At 59.2% G+C, this 15,352-nt stretch carries 10 protein-coding genes, 1 tRNA gene and 1 pseudogene; 7 read left to right on the top strand and 5 right to left on the bottom strand.

From position 1 onward, the window contains the following. The first annotated feature begins 19 nt into the window (after positions 1-19). From NRB16_RS21190 to NRB16_RS21180, 3 genes are all read left to right on the top strand, one after another. Entirely contained in the window at positions 20-1,924 is a 1,905-nt protein-coding gene (locus tag NRB16_RS21190) for an acetyl/propionyl/methylcrotonyl-CoA carboxylase subunit alpha (protein WP_257106860.1), read from the top strand. A gap of 129 nt (positions 1,925-2,053) precedes the next feature. Then, a complete protein-coding gene (locus tag NRB16_RS21185; protein WP_257106859.1) occupies positions 2,054-2,959 on the top strand; it encodes a hydroxymethylglutaryl-CoA lyase in 906 nt (301 codons plus the stop codon). Between the two features lie 178 nt (positions 2,960-3,137). Beyond that, a complete protein-coding gene (locus NRB16_RS21180) occupies positions 3,138-4,451 on the top strand; it encodes a diguanylate cyclase domain-containing protein (RefSeq protein WP_257106858.1) in 1,314 nt (437 codons plus the stop codon). Between the two features lie 423 nt (positions 4,452-4,874). Here the strand turns inward: NRB16_RS21180 and NRB16_RS21175 are convergent, their stop codons facing one another. Together NRB16_RS21175 and NRB16_RS21170 are read right to left on the bottom strand one after the other, a co-directional pair. After that, complete coding sequence (locus tag NRB16_RS21175) at positions 4,875-5,999, bottom strand: Fic family protein (RefSeq protein ID WP_045484325.1); 1,125 nt, start codon at positions 5,997-5,999, stop codon at positions 4,875-4,877. Positions 6,000-6,080: 81 nt separating this feature from the next. After that, on the bottom strand, positions 6,081-6,515 hold the full coding sequence (locus NRB16_RS21170) for a hypothetical protein (protein WP_257106857.1): 435 nt from the start codon (positions 6,513-6,515) through the stop codon (positions 6,081-6,083). Between the two features lie 253 nt (positions 6,516-6,768). Between NRB16_RS21170 and NRB16_RS21165 the strand changes: the two genes are divergently transcribed. The 4 genes from NRB16_RS21165 to NRB16_RS21150 all read left to right on the top strand — a co-directional run bounded on the left by NRB16_RS21165 (position 6,769) and on the right by NRB16_RS21150 (position 10,885). Then, positions 6,769-7,005 (top strand): DNA-binding transcriptional regulator, encoded by a 237-nt coding sequence (locus tag NRB16_RS21165; protein WP_257106856.1) that lies wholly within the window; start codon positions 6,769-6,771, stop codon positions 7,003-7,005. A 118-nt stretch (positions 7,006-7,123) separates the two neighbouring features. Next, the gene (locus tag NRB16_RS21160; protein WP_257106855.1) at positions 7,124-7,528 is read left to right on the top strand and encodes a DUF3037 domain-containing protein; all 405 of its coding nucleotides are present in this window, start codon (positions 7,124-7,126) and stop codon (positions 7,526-7,528) included. Between the two features lie 493 nt (positions 7,529-8,021). Continuing rightward, the gene (locus NRB16_RS21155) at positions 8,022-9,809 is read left to right on the top strand and encodes a class I SAM-dependent DNA methyltransferase (protein WP_373568492.1); all 1,788 of its coding nucleotides are present in this window, start codon (positions 8,022-8,024) and stop codon (positions 9,807-9,809) included. Further along, positions 9,809-10,885, top strand: coding sequence for a BsuBI/PstI family type II restriction endonuclease (locus NRB16_RS21150; RefSeq protein ID WP_257106853.1), 1,077 nt, complete (start codon positions 9,809-9,811; stop codon positions 10,883-10,885). Before NRB16_RS21155 ends, NRB16_RS21150 begins: the two co-directional genes overlap by 1 nt. A gap of 389 nt (positions 10,886-11,274) precedes the next feature. Here NRB16_RS21150 and NRB16_RS21145 read toward each other — a convergent pair. From NRB16_RS21145 to rpoD, 3 genes and pseudogenes are all read right to left on the bottom strand, one after another. Then, positions 11,275-11,351 (bottom strand) — tRNA-Ile (locus tag NRB16_RS21145). Positions 11,352-11,367: 16 nt separating this feature from the next. Then, positions 11,368-13,164: pseudogene (locus NRB16_RS21140) on the bottom strand (putative bifunctional diguanylate cyclase/phosphodiesterase); the annotation flags it as partial. Positions 13,165-13,448: 284 nt separating this feature from the next. Continuing rightward, positions 13,449-15,296 (bottom strand): RNA polymerase sigma factor RpoD, encoded by a 1,848-nt coding sequence (gene rpoD / locus NRB16_RS21135; protein WP_045484316.1) that lies wholly within the window; start codon positions 15,294-15,296, stop codon positions 13,449-13,451. Positions 15,297-15,352 lie beyond the last annotated feature (56 nt).

Below are 15,352 nucleotides of genomic sequence, written 5' to 3'. Positions count from 1 at the left end.
ACCGACTGAGCACACCGATATGAACACAACAACAATCAATACCCTGCTGGTCGCCAACCGTGGCGAAATCGCCTGCCGGGTGATGCGCACCGCCAAGGCGCTGGGCATCACCAGCGTGGCCGTGCACAGTGCCATCGACCGCAACGCCCGCCACGTGCGCGAGGCGGATGTGGCCATCGACCTGGGCGGCGCCCGGCCTGGCGAAAGTTACCTGCTGGCCGACAACATCATTGCAGCGGCCCGTGCCAGCGGCGCCGATGCCGTGCACCCCGGCTATGGTTTTCTGTCTGAAAACGCCGCCTTTGCCAAGCGTCTGGAGGACGCCGGGCTGGTGTTTCTCGGCCCACCGGCCAGCGCCATCGAAGCCATGGGCAGCAAGTCCGCTGCCAAAGCCTTGATGGAAGCCGCCGGGGTGCCGCTGGTGCCGGGCTATCACGGTGAAGACCAGGACCTGGAAACCTTTCGCAGCGCCGCCCAGCGCATCGGTTACCCGGTGCTGCTCAAGGCTACGGCGGGCGGTGGCGGCAAGGGCATGAAAGTGGTCGAGCGCGAAACCGAACTGGCCGAAGCGCTGGCCTCGGCGCGGCGTGAGGCGCAGTCGTCGTTTGGTGACGCACGCATGCTGGTGGAAAAGTACCTGCTGCAACCCCGCCATGTGGAGATCCAGGTGTTTGCCGACCGTCACGGCCACTGCCTGTACCTCAACGAGCGTGACTGTTCGATCCAGCGCCGCCACCAGAAGGTGGTCGAAGAAGCACCGGCACCGGGCCTGACCCCGGGATTGCGCAAGGCGATGGGCGAAGCGGCAGTGCGCGCCGCCCAGGCCATCGGTTATGTCGGCGCCGGGACAGTCGAGTTTCTGCTCGATGCCCGCGGCGAATTCTTCTTCATGGAAATGAACACCCGCCTGCAGGTCGAACACCCGGTGACCGAAGCGATCACCGGCCTGGACCTGGTGGCTTGGCAGATTCGTGTGGCCCGCGGTGAGCCGCTGCCGATCACTCAGGAGCAAGTGCCGCTCAACGGCCATGCGATTGAAGTACGCCTGTATGCCGAAGACCCGGAAGGCGGTTTTCTGCCGGCCAGCGGTCATCTGGCGCTGTATCGCGAAGCCGCACCAGGAGCGGGGCGCCGGGTTGATAGCGGGGTGCAGGAGGGTGATGACATTTCGCCGTTCTACGACCCGATGCTGGCCAAGCTGATTGCCTGGGGCGAGAACCGCGAAGAAGCCCGGCAGCGGCTGCTGGCGATGCTGGCTGAAACCGTGGTGGCCGGGTTCAAGACCAACCTTGTGTTCCTGCAACGTATCCTCGCCCACCCGGCGTTTGCCGCTGCCGAACAGGACACCGGGTTCATCGAGCGGCACCAGGCGCAACTGCTGCCGGCGCCCGCACCGTTGCCCGATGCTTTCTGGCAACAGGCTGGCGCCGCTGTGCTGGCCAGTGAACCGGCCCGGCTGCGAGCCGATGATCCGCATTCACCCTGGGCGGCGCGCAATGCCTGGCGCAGTGGCTTGCCGGCTGTAACCGGTCTGGTCCTGAGCTCTGGCGAAGCGCTGCGGGAGGTGAAAGTCAGCCCGGACACAGCCCCGCCGCGCAGCGTGTTGCGTGAAGGTGACACGCTGTACCTGCGGTGGGGGCTTGAATGGCTGGCGGTCAAACGCTTCGATCCGATTGCCAATGCTGCCGCTGGCCATGAGCAACAGGCAGGGCTGGTCGCGCCGATGAATGGCAGCATCGTCAACGTGCTGGTCGAGGTCGGCCAGCGTGTCGAAGCCGGCACGCAACTGGTGGTGCTCGAAGCAATGAAAATGGAACACAGCATTCGGGCAGCCGAGGCCGGAGTGGTCAAGGCGCTGTATTGCCAGGAAGGTGAATTGATTGCTGAAGGCACTGTGTTGGTGGAGCTGGAAACTCATGATTAGAGAGTCCTGTGTAGGCGCTCACCCGCAGCCTTGTCACCGCTGCGCAGCACCGGGCGGGCGGCGATCCGTTTTAGCCGGGAAGCCTTCGCGGCTAAAGCCGCTCCTACGGGATGCGCCAGGGAGATCATCATGAACCTGCCGCAACACGTTCGGCTGGTCGAAGTCGGCCCCCGCGACGGGCTGCAGAACGAAGCCCGGCCCATTGCCGTGGCTGACAAGGTCCGGCTGGTCGATGATCTGGCGGCGGCCGGGCTGAGGCATATCGAGGTGGGCAGTTTTGTCTCGCCCAAATGGGTGCCGCAGATGGCCGGCAGCGCCGAGGTATTTGCCGGTATCCACCCGCGAGCTGGCGTAACGTACAGCGCCCTGACCCCGAACCTGCGCGGCCTTGAAGCCGCCATTGAAGCCGGAGTGCGCGAAGTGGCGGTGTTTGCCGCGGCGTCCGAGTCGTTCTCGCAGCGCAATATCAACTGCTCGATCAGCGACAGCCTGGAGCGCTTCGTACCGGTCATGGAGCTGGCCGCGCAGCAGGGTATCCGCGTGCGCGGTTACGTGTCCTGTGTGCTGGGTTGCCCTTACGAGGGTGATATCGCGCCGACCGCCGTGGCGAATGTCAGCAAGGCGCTGCTGGATATGGGCTGCTATGAAATCTCGCTGGGCGACACCATCGGCGTTGGTACGGCCACGGCCACCCGCCGGTTGCTCGACGTGGTGGGGCGGGTGGTGCCACGTGAGCAACTGGCCGGGCATTTTCATGACACCTATGGCCAGGCGCTGACCAATATCTACGCCAGCCTGCTCGAAGGCGTCGCGGTGTTCGACAGCTCCGTGGCCGGCCTGGGCGGTTGCCCCTATGCCAAGGGCGCGACCGGCAATGTCGCCAGCGAAGACGTGGTTTATCTGCTTAATGGGCTTGGCATTGAAACCGGCATTGAACTTCGAGCGCTGGCCGAGGCGGGGCAGCGAATCTGTACCTTGCTGGGGCGGGTCAATGGCTCGCGGGTGGCGACGGCGTTGCTGGCGAATAGTTGTTAACGCCAAACCGCGATGCTGTGAGTCAACGTCCAGAGTGCGCACCGGTTCTCGAAGCAAGCGGGCTGGCCTACATGTTTTGCAAAGCGTGACTAGACTGTGAGCAAACGTGCACGTAGCGATGCGGCCGTTTACCACGGCCCTTTGGCTGGGGCGGTCCGTTGCAGACATGGAGGTAGATGTGCCGTTAGCGCAGGATGAGTCGCTGGAAATTCTGGTGGTCGACGACCAGCAAGATATCCGTGAAGAAATGGTCGAGCTGCTGGAAGACCTGGATCGGCCCGTACGCTGCGCCGGTTCCGGGGACGAGGCGCTGGAATGTGTGAGCCGGGGCAACATCGGCCTGGTCCTGATGGATGTCGAGATGCCGCGCATGGGCGGTTTCGAAGCCGCCCGGCGCATGCGTGCCGAGCCGCAAAGCCGTTACACGCCGATCATCTTCATTTCCGGGTTGCGCCAGACCGATGCCGTGCTCAATGAGGGCTATACCTCCGGCGCGGTGGATTTCCTGACCAAGCCGGTACAACCGGCGGTCCTGTTGCACAAGGCCAGGATATTGCTGGAGCACGAACAATACCGGCGCAGCCTGCTGCGGCTGACCCAGCAACTGGAGCAGGAGCGCGCCTTCAACGCCTCGATCCTCGACAACACCGCCGAGGGTATTCTGGTGGTCGGTGATGACGGCCGGGTGCGTTACGCCAACCCGGCCATCACCCGCATGCTCGGCTGTTCCAGTGAAGAACTGCAAGGCAGCGACCTGCTGTCGTGGGTCGAGTCGCCGCACGAAAACAACTGGCAGACCTCGGTGTTCCATGACTCGCGGCAACGCGGCGATAACCTGCGCCTGCACGACGCCAACCTGCGCGGCCGGGACGGTAGCAACATCCCGGTGGCGATGTCCTGCTCGCCGTTACCGGGCGAGCAACAGAGCATGACCGTGCTGGCAGTGGACATGTCAGTGGTCCGTGACCTGCACCGGCAACTGGAGCTGCAGGCAATCACCGATGCCCTGACCGGCCTGCTCAACCGTCGTGGCTTCATGCAGGCACTGCACGGCGCCGTGTCCCGCACCCAGCGCACCGGCTCGTTAAGTGCCTTGCTGTATCTGGACCTCGATGGCTTCAAACTGATCAACGACACCCTGAGCCATGAAAAGGGCGACGAAGTGCTGCGCTGGGTCAGCGTCCAGATGCAAGCCTGCCTGCGCCCCTATGACCGCCTGGCGCGCATTGGCGGCGATGAGTTCGCGGTGATCGTCGACAGCATGCACACCCCGGCCGACGCGGCGGCCATTGCGCAGAAACTGATCGAGCAGGTCACGGTGGATGAGGGACCGTTTTGCCTGGGTGCGAGCATCGGGATTGCGTTTATCCCGTCCAGCGGCAACCACGTTGAAGACATCCTGCGTGCGGCCGATGCGGCGATGTACGCCGCCAAGCGCGGGGGCAAGGGCCAGTACCGGTTTCATGAGACGGTGGATAACGTGATTACTTGAGGTGGGGCCTGGTCGTTGCGCAAATCGGCGCATAGGGCCAAAGAGGCATTTTCCAGATTACAGATATGACAAAGGCGCCTTACGGCGCCTCATTCGCAGACAGGTCGGCTTGTCATCGCCATATACCTGCCTGGCTCTACGATTGCTGGTTACCCAGGATCCTTAGAGTCTCGCAAGCCCCTTTCGGGAACGGGATCAACTATACCTGCTACTCGCTGTGATTAAGTAGCCTGTAGTCACAGTGCGACACTGACTTAGCTACCCATCCTGCTCAGATAAGCACCGCAGACCGGTGGGGTTGGCTTGCCGACGAAGGCGGCGGTAAGTGCACAGCAGATACCGCAGTTTTACCGACCCTTTCACTGGCAACCCGAGCGTGCGCATCTCCCGGGGTGACCAATTCAAGCATGTGTTCGATGAATTTCAGCTCACCGCAATCTGATAACGAGTACTACGCCCACCACCCGGCAGTCGCACAAGACAGCCCTTTTCCATCAGGTCACTCAAGTGCCGTGTGGCGGTAGCCTTGGAAACCTTGGCAACGGCCTGGTATTGCGCGGCACTGATGCCCTCTTCAAAGCCCCGCTCACCACCATCGAGCAGGCGGTTAAGCACTTTGATTTGCTCTGCCGACAGGGCCTGATCACGATGCGCCTGCCAGAAGCGGGCCTTGGCCAGTACCCGATCGATCCGGGCCAAGGCTTGTTCCAGGCTGTTCAGCAGCGTGCTCAGGAACCATTGCAGCCACGCGGTGATATCCAGGCTGCCTTTCTGGCTGGCCTCAAGAATGCGGTAGTAACCGGCGCGATCTTCCAGAATGCTCGCCGACATTGCATAGAAGCGGATGGCCTGCTGCTCGCTTTGGGCCAGGGCCAGATCGGTGATGGTGCGCGTCAGGCGGCCATTGCCGTCATCGAACGGGTGAAGGGTGACAAACCAGAAATGGGCGATACCGGCGCGTAGCAACGGATCAAGCTGGCTATCGCTGCGGCTGTTCTCGAACCACGCAAGAAACGTATCCAGTTGCTGCTCCAGTCCCTCACGGGGTGGTGCCTCAAAGTGCACGGTAGGCCGATCAAGCCGACCGGAGACAACCTGCATCGGCTCATGGCCGCGCAACGTGCCGATACCGAGCGGGCGAGCTAACAATCCCTCATCAACCGGGAACAGCCAGCGGTGCCAGGCAAACAGCCGCTGCAGATCAAGCGGTTGTGAAGACGTGCCGGTGGCATCCACCAGCAACTCGGCCAACCCTTCAGAGCGAGGCGACACCGGACCTTGCTCGTTAATGCCCAAGCGCCGGGCCAGAGAGGAACGCACCGAGCCAGCATTCAACTGCTCGCCCTCAATGGCTGACGAGGTAATGATATTGCGCAACATGGCATCCAGACGGCTCTGCGCCTCGGCATCCGCACTGACGGCACCGACCATACCGAGCAAACGACCCTGAGCCATCGTGCAGGCACGCAGCAGCGGCGCCAGTATGTCGGCTTGCCAATTAAAATGCGGCCATTGGGGCTGCTGCCAGATCCAGAAGGGGTTCTGCATAGCATTCTCGCTCATGAGCCGATTAGAGAGCCTATTCGGCTCATCGAATGAGCTGATAGTGCTGGATATTCGGCTCACTGTCTAACGTACATCCATAACAGCCAACTGCTCACGTATCTCACTAGCCGTTAAACCTCGGGTTTCCACCATCATGCCCGGCGCCCGAATCCTGGCAATCTCCGCATCGGTCAGCCCGAGACTGCGCAAACTGTCCGCCCAACGCTGCAAGCGAGCCGGTGCCGTATGTCGCGCATTCGGCCCCTTGGCGCGCAGGCAGGCTTTGCATGTGTCGTCAGGAGAAGGCCGGTTGGCCCAAGTGCCGGGGCGTCGGTACTCGAACAGACCGCAGTCGCATCGGCATAGCCAGACCGTGCCTTTGCCGGAACGGCTGGAGCGATACCAGGCGATTGCCGTCAGGGTGCCGCGGCGCTTGCCGGTGTGATCGGCGGCGTTGTCGGGGCGGGGGGAGAGGTTAGGTAAGTTATCGCGGGTGATACTTGTGGTTGGATGTTTCATGAACTCCTCCTTGGAAGCCTGATCGATCAGGCTTCTGGGTTTTTTCGGGCAAGCCGGGTCCTTAAGCGCTGAAGCGCCGTTTTGATTTTTGATGGATGCGTCTATTCGATGCGTAGGAAATGTAGTGCTTGGGCACAGCCATACAGGCCCGGCTAAGGGCAGCAGTCTGATAACCTTTGTACGCATATAGGTTTTGGTTCCTATATGAGAACCAGATATTGGTGCCTATATAGGATCTTGTCAAGGGGGATGAATGGATTTGGCAGCGAAGCTGAAGGCTATTCGTGCTAAAGAAGGTCTGACTCAGGCTGAGTTTTGCGAGCTGATGGGCTTCAGCATCAGCACCTACAAAAAGCAGGAAGCATCCATGTTCGAGATGGGCTACTCGACGCTTTCGAAGCTGGTTAACCACCCACAATTCAAGAAATACACACTATGGCTGATGACGGGGGATACCGCGCCTGCTTGTGGCCAGGTCAGCCCGGTATAGCATCCCGAGAACGTGTCGCTGTTTTTGAGTTTTAGCGACACGTTCTGGCCTCATGTCGTTGGTGGCGACATATCTGCGCGACGTATTCTTGAGTCGGACGAGTTCTGGAGCGCTCCTCATGAAATACATATGCCTCTACAGCATTGTGCGCTTCGCGCCTTTTGCCGAGACCGAAGAGTTTGCCAATGTTGGCATCGTACTCTCGGCACCTGCGGTCGGGCGCATGGAGTACAGGCTTGCCCGTAAAGATCTCAAACGGGTCAATCAGTTCTTTGAGTGCAACAGCCTGTTCGCCATGGCCATGGAAATAGCTCAAAACGAGCTGGATGTTGTGCAAGCGATGACCAAAGAGGCTCAGGAATCGCAGATCGTTAACCACTTCCGCTTTCTGACCGAGCCGAAGGAATCGTTGGTCCGCTTCAGTCCCATGCGTTCGATTCTGGTGGAGAGCTTCGATTCGACGCTTGAAGAGCTATTCGACCGTTACGTTGACCGACGAGGCTTGGTGGGGGAGCGTGGATAGGCTGCGCACGTTGTCCACAAAGGCGGCTATTCGCAGTTTTCACACTGACATAAAAGGGATTCATTTGCATCTTGTGCACCGCAACGACGTTGTGGCGGTAATCAAACCCTTTTCAGGCTGAGCCGAGCGCAACTCTCGACTATTGCGGACAGTGGCTAGCGAAATTTTTGCGGGTTGAGGCAATTTGGAGTTCATACAAGCCGAGCAGCGTACCGTTAAAGAGCTTTGTCAGAGGGGGCTCGACTTGATTTTTTATACATGTATATTTGTACAGTGTTTGGGGCTTGTTCCCGAAAGGTTGCTGACCTCCCTGCTTCCACACGATCAAGCAGACTCGCCGTGGCGGTAATTTGATCACTTCAGAACTCCTTCGAGAGATGCGCGGGCGATTGTCAATTATCACTTAATTACGCAATATGACGCGGCGCCGATCAGTGGATGATCAGATTCCTGTAGAATCACGGCCCGCAAAAAAGGGGGACATATGGCTTGCATGGCACAGGCAACAGAGGCGCAGAAGGTAACCCAAGATACAGGGGATGGAGCCTTAGCCTCCGCTAGAGCCATGGCCCGGGCTTTGGCCAGCACTTTTCCAGTTGAGCGCCAATTGACGTTGGCACGTGCGTTTGGTGTTCGCCTGGTCGAGGCGTGGTGGTCTGCCCTCACCACCAATGACATTGTCCCTCAGGAACTGCGTGGGCCGCTTCAGGCGTTCCCCACCGAAACGCTCCCCGATGCTGCGATTGCCTTCGCAGACACTATCGGCCGTTCAGCTGCGGCCTTTGATGCTGAAACTGCCGCTTACCAAATCGGCCTTACTTACACCAGCATGCTGCCGGCCGATCATCGCGGTGAGTACGGTATTTTCTACACCCCTCCTGCGTTGACCGCCAGGCTGATTGATCAAGTAACAGTGGCGAATGTCGACTGGGCGAAATGTCGTGTGCTAGATCCAGCTTGCGGCGGCGGCGCGTTCTTGGCTCCCATTGCCCAGCGAATCATTGACGAGCAAAAAAATTGTAGCCCTAAACTTTTGATACAGAGTATCGGCAATCGTTTACGTGGTTACGAGATCGACCCATTCGGTGCTTGGCTCAGCCAAGTTACTCTGGACGCAGTGGTTTTGCCCGTAAGTAGGTTAGCCGGGCGCACGCTGCCCGTGATGGTAACGGTCTGTGACTCGCTGCGTCATAGTCCGCCGAAAGATCGTTTTGACTTGGTAATTGGCAATCCGCCATATGGGCGAGTCAAGCTAGATGCTGAAACCCGCGAACGCTACAAGCGCTCGCTTTATGGGCATGCAAACCTCTACGGGCTGTTTACAGATCTGGCACTCCGGCACACAAAACTTGGCGGTGTCATTGCGTACGTCACCCCAACCTCATTCCTGGCAGGCGTGTACTTCAAGAATTTACGTGCCTTGTTGGGACGCTCAGCGCCTCCGCTTACCATTGACTTTGTCACTGCCCGCAAGGGAGTTTTTGACGACGTGCTGCAGGAAACCGCCCTTGCGACCTATCGACGAGGCGGGACTAGTTCATTAATTACGGTTGCCGAGATAGCCCCCTCTCCATGTGGTTTGAGAGCGGAGCAAATAGGCGAGATTGCCCTTCCGGCCGATCCATCGTTGCCTTGGTTATTACCGCGTTCAACCGAGCAAAGCGCTCTGGTGGCGCGTTTGACGCATATGCCCCACCGTCTAGTCGACTGGGGCTATGGGGTTAGCACCGGCCCACTGGTTTGGAACCGCTTCAAAAGTCAGCTTGCGCATCGTCCGAGCAGCAAGCGCCTTCCGCTGATCTGGGCTGAAGCAATCACAACTGATGGACGTTTCGTGTTTCGCGCGGATAAGAAAAATCATGCCCCGTATTTTGAGCTGAAACCCGGAGACGAGTGGCTTGTAACCAGTAAGCCTTGCGTTCTACTCCAACGAACCACCGCGAAAGAGCAAAGTCGTCGACTAATTGCTACCGCTCTTCCTGCTGACTTTCTAGCGACGCATGGTGGAGTAGTGATCGAAAACCATATCAATATGATTCGTCCTGTTACCGAAGCGCCTCAAGTCAGTGCTGAAGTATTGGGCGCATTCATAAGCAGTGCTGCCGCAGATCGCGTATTTCGCTGCATCAGCGGGTCGGTGGCGGTATCGGCCTATGAGTTGGAATCACTGCCGTTGCCTGCACCTGAAGATCTTGAAGAAGTATCTCAGTTAGTCGTTGCGGGTGCCGGTCGTGAAGCTATCGAGGCGGCATGTAGCCGTTTATTTGAAGGGATTTTTTAGTGCTGCCACCTTATGTATCAAGGGAACTGGTCGCTGAAAGGCTGCTGATGATTTTCCCTGAAGGAACCCCAAACCGGGTCTACTGCACGCGTGAGCTGGCTGCCAGCACGATATTCGCAATGTTGTACATCGGCGCTGTCGAAAAAAATAGCACCCGGTTGGGACCTGTGCATGTATACCGTATGACCGACCTGCAAGCTCAGGATGAAAGTGATGAGGGGCGTCTCAGCTACAGGTCAAATTTACGCAAGAAGTCCTTCGAGGTTCTTGGTAAGCGATGGTATGCCGACAACACGCGTGAGCCTATCCGCGATGAGACTCTGCGCGAAGGTTTGGTAGCTGTGGGTGCAGTCATGGAAGACAGAGATGTCCCTACCACCTCCGGCAAACCGCGTTACGCGCTCAAGTCTGATCTCGCAGCATTGTTTGATCCTGCCCTGCAAGGAAACGTCTTGGAATCTGCTGTTTTGAGCTGGCAAGAGGAACATCTGAGTAAAGGGGCGCTGGCTAGGGTTTCATTGATGCGCCTAGGTGCTGTCGACAAAGAAGGAGTGATGGTTCATTTCCCAAACGGTGAGACGCGCACTCTCTCCCATGGACCTAGCTCGATTATTTCGCGAGCAGTCGTAGAAGTATTCTCTACGTGTTTCTTAGAGCGGCCAGCGGTACTGTGGCTCAGCGAGTCTAGTAATAAAGTTGCCATGCAAGATCTGCGTATGGCGTCCACCATCGGGTTAGACATCGAAGCGCAAAAGAATTTACCGGATCTTATTCTGGTGGACTTGGGGCCGAGCGATCCCCTAATTGTCTTTGTTGAAGTGGTAGCCACTGACGGTGCGATCACCGCGCGTCGGCAAGATGCCCTTTTCGAGCTGACTGATAAAGGTGGCTTTAAGCGTTCACAAGTGGCCTTTGTCACTGCGTATGCAGATCGGGAGTCTGCTGGCTTCAAAAAGACTGTCACCGGCTTGGCTTGGGGCTCCTTCGCATGGTTCATGAGTGAACCTGAAAAAATCTTCATGCTGCGAGACGGTGTCGGCCAGCTAGCTGGTTTGAGTCAATATCTTGCTGATTAGGCGAGAAAACTTGGCTCGGCGATAATATATTTTCATCGAAAGCATTGGGGGCAATGTGGCAGACAGCACTTGGAAGGAATTGGCATATCAGGCTGTGCGGCAGGTAGCTGAGAGGCAGCAAGAGTTTACTCCAGATGACATCTGGGCGACCGGTCTTCAGAAACCTGTTGAAGCACGTGCTTTGGGGGGGATTATGCGTAAAGCTCGTCAGGATGGATTAGTTGAAAAAACTGGGCGTGTCCAGCCAACGACTCAGCCTGAGAGTCATGGCACTGATGTAACTGTATGGCGTTCTCTGATTTATGTTGCTCCGGGTGCATAACAGAGCTGTATGTGACGCTTTATCCCCAGACACACAAAAGCCGCGCAATGCGCGGCTTTCGATTTTCTGGTGGGCCCACACGGACTCGAACCGTGGACCAAAGGATTATGAGTCCTCTGCTCTAACCAACTGAGCTATAGGCCCTTTTGCAGGTCGCGGATTATAACGGTGCTTGGCGGGCGGCACCATCGGCATTTTCCAAAAACCTCGTTACAACACATTTTTCCTGAAAATCCTCCGCCGCCAGCGGGGCGCCGATGAGTGGCCCCTGGAGCTGCTGGCAGCCTTCCGCTTCCAGCACCCGCCGTTGTTCCGGGGTTTCGATGCCTTCGGCGATGACGGTCAGTTGCAGGCTGTGGCCCAGGGCGATGATGGCGCGGACGATGGCGGTGTCGTGGCGGTCTTCGGGCAGGCTGCGGATGAAGCTGCGGTCGATTTTCAGGGCGTCCAGCGGCAGGCGTTTGAGGTAGCCCAGCGAGGAATGGCCGGTGCCGAAGTCGTCGATCGCCAGGCGGATGCCCAGGCGTTTGAGGCTGTGCAGCACGCTGAGGGTGTGTTCGGGCTGGTTCATGATGCTTTGTTCGGTGATTTCCAGTTGCAGGCTGGCAGGTTTCAGGCGAAAGGCGCTGAGCAGTTGCAGAATCCGCTCGGGCAGTTGCGGCTGGCGCAGTTGGGCGCTGGTCAGGCTGATGGCCAGCGGGCCGAAGCCGTGTTGTTGTTTTTGCCAGTGCTGCAGTTGTCGGCACGCGGTTTCCATCAGCCATTCGCCGATCTGGCGGCTGCTGCCGCTGGCTTCGGCCAGTGGCATGAAGTGTTCGGGCGTCAGCAGGCCGAGTTGTGGGTGGTTCCAGCGCAGTTGCACGGCGGCGCCGCTCAGGCGCTGGTCGGGCAGGCTGATGCGCGGCTGGAAGCTCAGGCTTAGCTGGTGGTTGTCGATGGCCTGTTGCAGTTGCTGTTCCAGGGCGATGCGCTCGCGGCGGCGTACGCTGAGGTCGTGGCTGTAGCGTTCCACGCAGTTACGGCCTTTGGCTTTGGCGCGGTACATGGCGGCATCGGCGTTTTTGAGCAGGGTGGCGCTGTCCAGGCCGTCATCGGGGAACAGGCTGATGCCGATGCTGGCACCGATCACCAGTTGGTGTTCGCCAGCGGGCAGGGGCGTCTGCAGGCTGGTCAGCAGTTTGCTGGCGATGCTCTGGGCGTCGCTGGCTTGCAGCAGGCCGGGCAACAGGACCACGAATTCGTCGCCGCCCAAGCGGGCCACGGTATCGATGTCGCGCAGGTTGTCTTTGAGGCGCTGGGCCAGACTTTTTAGCAGCAGGTCACCGACGGCGTGGCCGAGGGTGTCGTTGACGGGTTTGAAGCGGTCCAGGTCGATGAACAGCACCGCGCCGAGGCTGGCGGAGTCCTGGCTGTGTTGCAGGGCGCTGCTCAGGCGGTTTTCGAACAGGGTGCGGTTGGGCAGGCCGGTCAGCGGGTCGTGGTGGGCCTGGTGGTCGAGGCGGGCGGCGGAGCGTTTGAGGTCGGAGATGTCGGCAAACACAGCGATGAAGTGGCTGATAGTGCCGTCGGCGTCGCGTTGGGTGTTGATGCTCAGCCAACTGGGGTAGGTGTCGCCGTTCTGGCGGCGGTTGCAGATTTCGCCTTGCCATTGGCCTTCGGCGTTGAGCTTGTGCCACATGGCGGCGAAGAACGCGCTGTCGTGCTGGCCGGAGGCAAGCAGGCGGGGTGTCTGGTTGAGGGCTTGTTGTTCGCTGTAGCCGGTGATGATGCTGAACGCCGCGTTGACCGCCAGTATGCGCTGGTGGGTGTCGGTGATCATTACCGCAGCGGTACTGTGTTCAAAGGCCGTGGCGGCGAGCTGGAGGCGGTTGTCCGGCTCGTGGGCCAGTGCGGCAGGTAAGGGTGCCGGGGAACTGTCGATTGACGGGCAAGCGTCGAGGTCGAGTATAAGTCCATGCATGAATGCACATCCTTGTTGAAGCGGGCGAGTGAGGCCGGCTACAACAGGGGGCCGGTGCGCACAGGTTTTTTGCCCGTGGCGTACATAGGTGTAGGACATATTTGCCGGGCTTGCCGGGTAAATGATGATTGGTGGGATTGGGGAGGTATGTAAGAGCTGCTTTGCTGCGAAGCTTCGCGGATAAAACGGATCGCCGCCCGGCCGGTCCTACAGGGTTATGGGTAGGGCTCAGAAACGCAAAACCCCCGGCAAGCCGGGGGTTCTGGTGAACGCTGAAGCGCTTACTCGTCCAGGAACGAGCGCAGGTGCTCGCTACGGGTCGGGTGGCGCAGCTTGCGCAGCGCCTTGGCTTCGATCTGACGGATACGCTCACGGGTCACGTCGAATTGCTTGCCGACTTCTTCCAGCGTGTGGTCGGTGTTCATGTCGATACCGAAACGCATACGCAGGACTTTGGCTTCGCGGGCGGTGAGGCCCGACAGCACTTCGCGGGTGGCTTCCTTGAGGCTCTCTACGGTCGCCACGTCAATTGGCGACTGCATGGTGGAGTCCTCGATGAAGTCGCCCAGATGCGAATCTTCGTCGTCACCGATCGGGGTTTCCATGGAGATCGGCTCTTTGGCGATCTTCAGTACCTTGCGGATCTTGTCCTCAGGCATTTCCATGCGCTCGCCCAGCTCTTCCGGGGTCGGTTCACGACCCATTTCCTGCAGCATCTGCCGGGAAATACGGTTGAGCTTGTTGATCGTCTCGATCATGTGCACCGGAATACGGATGGTGCGCGCCTGGTCGGCAATCGACCGGGTGATGGCCTGACGGATCCACCAGGTGGCGTAGGTCGAGAACTTGTAGCCGCGACGGTATTCGAACTTGTCCACCGCCTTCATCAGACCAATGTTGCCTTCCTGGATCAGGTCGAGGAATTGCAGGCCACGGTTGGTGTACTTCTTGGCGATGGAGATCACCAGACGCAGGTTCGCCTCGACCATTTCTTTCTTGGCGCGGCGGGCCTTGGCCTCACCGATCGACATGCGACGGTTGATGTCCTTGATTTCAGCAACGGTCAGGCCGGTTTCTTCTTCAAGGTCGCGCAGCTTCTGCTGGCAACGCTTGATGTCAGGCTGGAAGCGCACAATGGCTTCGCCATGCTTGCTCTTGCTGTTGGCCAGCGAGTCGCTCCAGGCCAGGTCAACTTCGTTGCCAGGGAACTGGCGCAGGAAGTCGGCACGTGGCATGCGGGCATCACGCACACACAGTTGCATGATGGCGCGCTCTTGGGCACGCAGGCGCTCCAGAGCACCACGGACGCGTTCGACCAGCACTTCGAATTGCTTCGGCACCAGCTTGATCGGCATGAACAGATCAGCCAGGGCCAGCATTTCAGCGATGGCCTGCTTGTCGTCACGGCCTTTTTTCAGGGCCTTGAGGGCGATTGCCAACTGGTCGGCAACAGCACCGAAACGCTGCTGGGCAACGACCGGGTCCGGACCGCTCTCGGCCTCTTCCTCGTCGTCGCCGCTTTCGGACTCTTCGTCTTCGTCGTCGTCACCTTCGGCAGCCTTGGCGGTCTTTTCGTCCATTGGCGGCGGCACTTCGGCTGGCGGCGCAATGCCGTCATCCGGGTCGATATAGCCGCTCAGGACGTCGGACAGCCGACCGCCTTCGCTGGTGACGCGAGTGTATTCGGAGAGGATGTATTCGACGGTGCCAGGGAAATGGGAGATAGCGCCCATGACTTCCCGGATACCTTCCTCGATGCGTTTGGCGATTTCGATCTCGCCTTCGCGGGTCAGAAGCTCGACCGTACCCATTTCGCGCATGTACATGCGCACCGGGTCGGTGGTGCGGCCGATGTCGCTTTCTACCGCCGCCAACGCTGCGGCGGCTTCTTCAGCGGCTGCTTCGTCGGTGTCGGCATCGGCCAGCATGAGGGCGTCTGCATCCGGAGCACTCTCGTGGACCGGGATCCCCATGTCGTTGATCATGCGGATGATGTCTTCCACCTGCTCAGGATCTGAAATATCCTCAGGCAAGTGGTCGTTGACCTCTGCGTAAGTCAGATACTTCTGCTCACGACCCAGGGTGATCAACTCTTTAATACGAGACTGCTGTTGCGCTTTTCCGGACATAACACCCTATCCACTGAAGGTCTTGGCGGGCAAAAAACAAGCCGAGGATTATACCC

This window comes from Pseudomonas sp. LJDD11 (assembly GCF_024584215.1).
Lineage (GTDB): Bacteria > Pseudomonadota > Gammaproteobacteria > Pseudomonadales > Pseudomonadaceae > Aquipseudomonas.
The sequence above is the reverse complement of the archived record's forward strand: the minus strand, read 5'-3'. Positions and strand labels throughout refer to the sequence as shown.

What these genes read in the sequence shown, in the direction of transcription:
- NRB16_RS21190 (WP_257106860.1), top strand. Translation starts at nt 20, where the DNA reads ATGAACACAACAACAATCAATACCCTGCTGGTCGCCAACCGTGGCGAA.
- NRB16_RS21185 (WP_257106859.1), top strand. Translation starts at nt 2,054, where the DNA reads ATGAACCTGCCGCAACACGTTCGGCTGGTCGAAGTCGGCCCCCGCGAC.
- NRB16_RS21175 (WP_045484325.1), bottom strand. Translation starts at nt 5,999, where the DNA reads ATGCAGAACCCCTTCTGGATCTGGCAGCAGCCCCAATGGCCGCATTTT.
- NRB16_RS21170 (WP_257106857.1), bottom strand. Translation starts at nt 6,515, where the DNA reads ATGAAACATCCAACCACAAGTATCACCCGCGATAACTTACCTAACCTC.
- NRB16_RS21165 (WP_257106856.1), top strand. Translation starts at nt 6,769, where the DNA reads ATGGATTTGGCAGCGAAGCTGAAGGCTATTCGTGCTAAAGAAGGTCTG.
- NRB16_RS21160 (WP_257106855.1), top strand. Translation starts at nt 7,124, where the DNA reads ATGAAATACATATGCCTCTACAGCATTGTGCGCTTCGCGCCTTTTGCC.
- NRB16_RS21155 (WP_373568492.1), top strand. Translation starts at nt 8,022, where the DNA reads ATGGCACAGGCAACAGAGGCGCAGAAGGTAACCCAAGATACAGGGGAT.
- rpoD (WP_045484316.1), bottom strand. Translation starts at nt 15,296, where the DNA reads ATGTCCGGAAAAGCGCAACAGCAGTCTCGTATTAAAGAGTTGATCACC.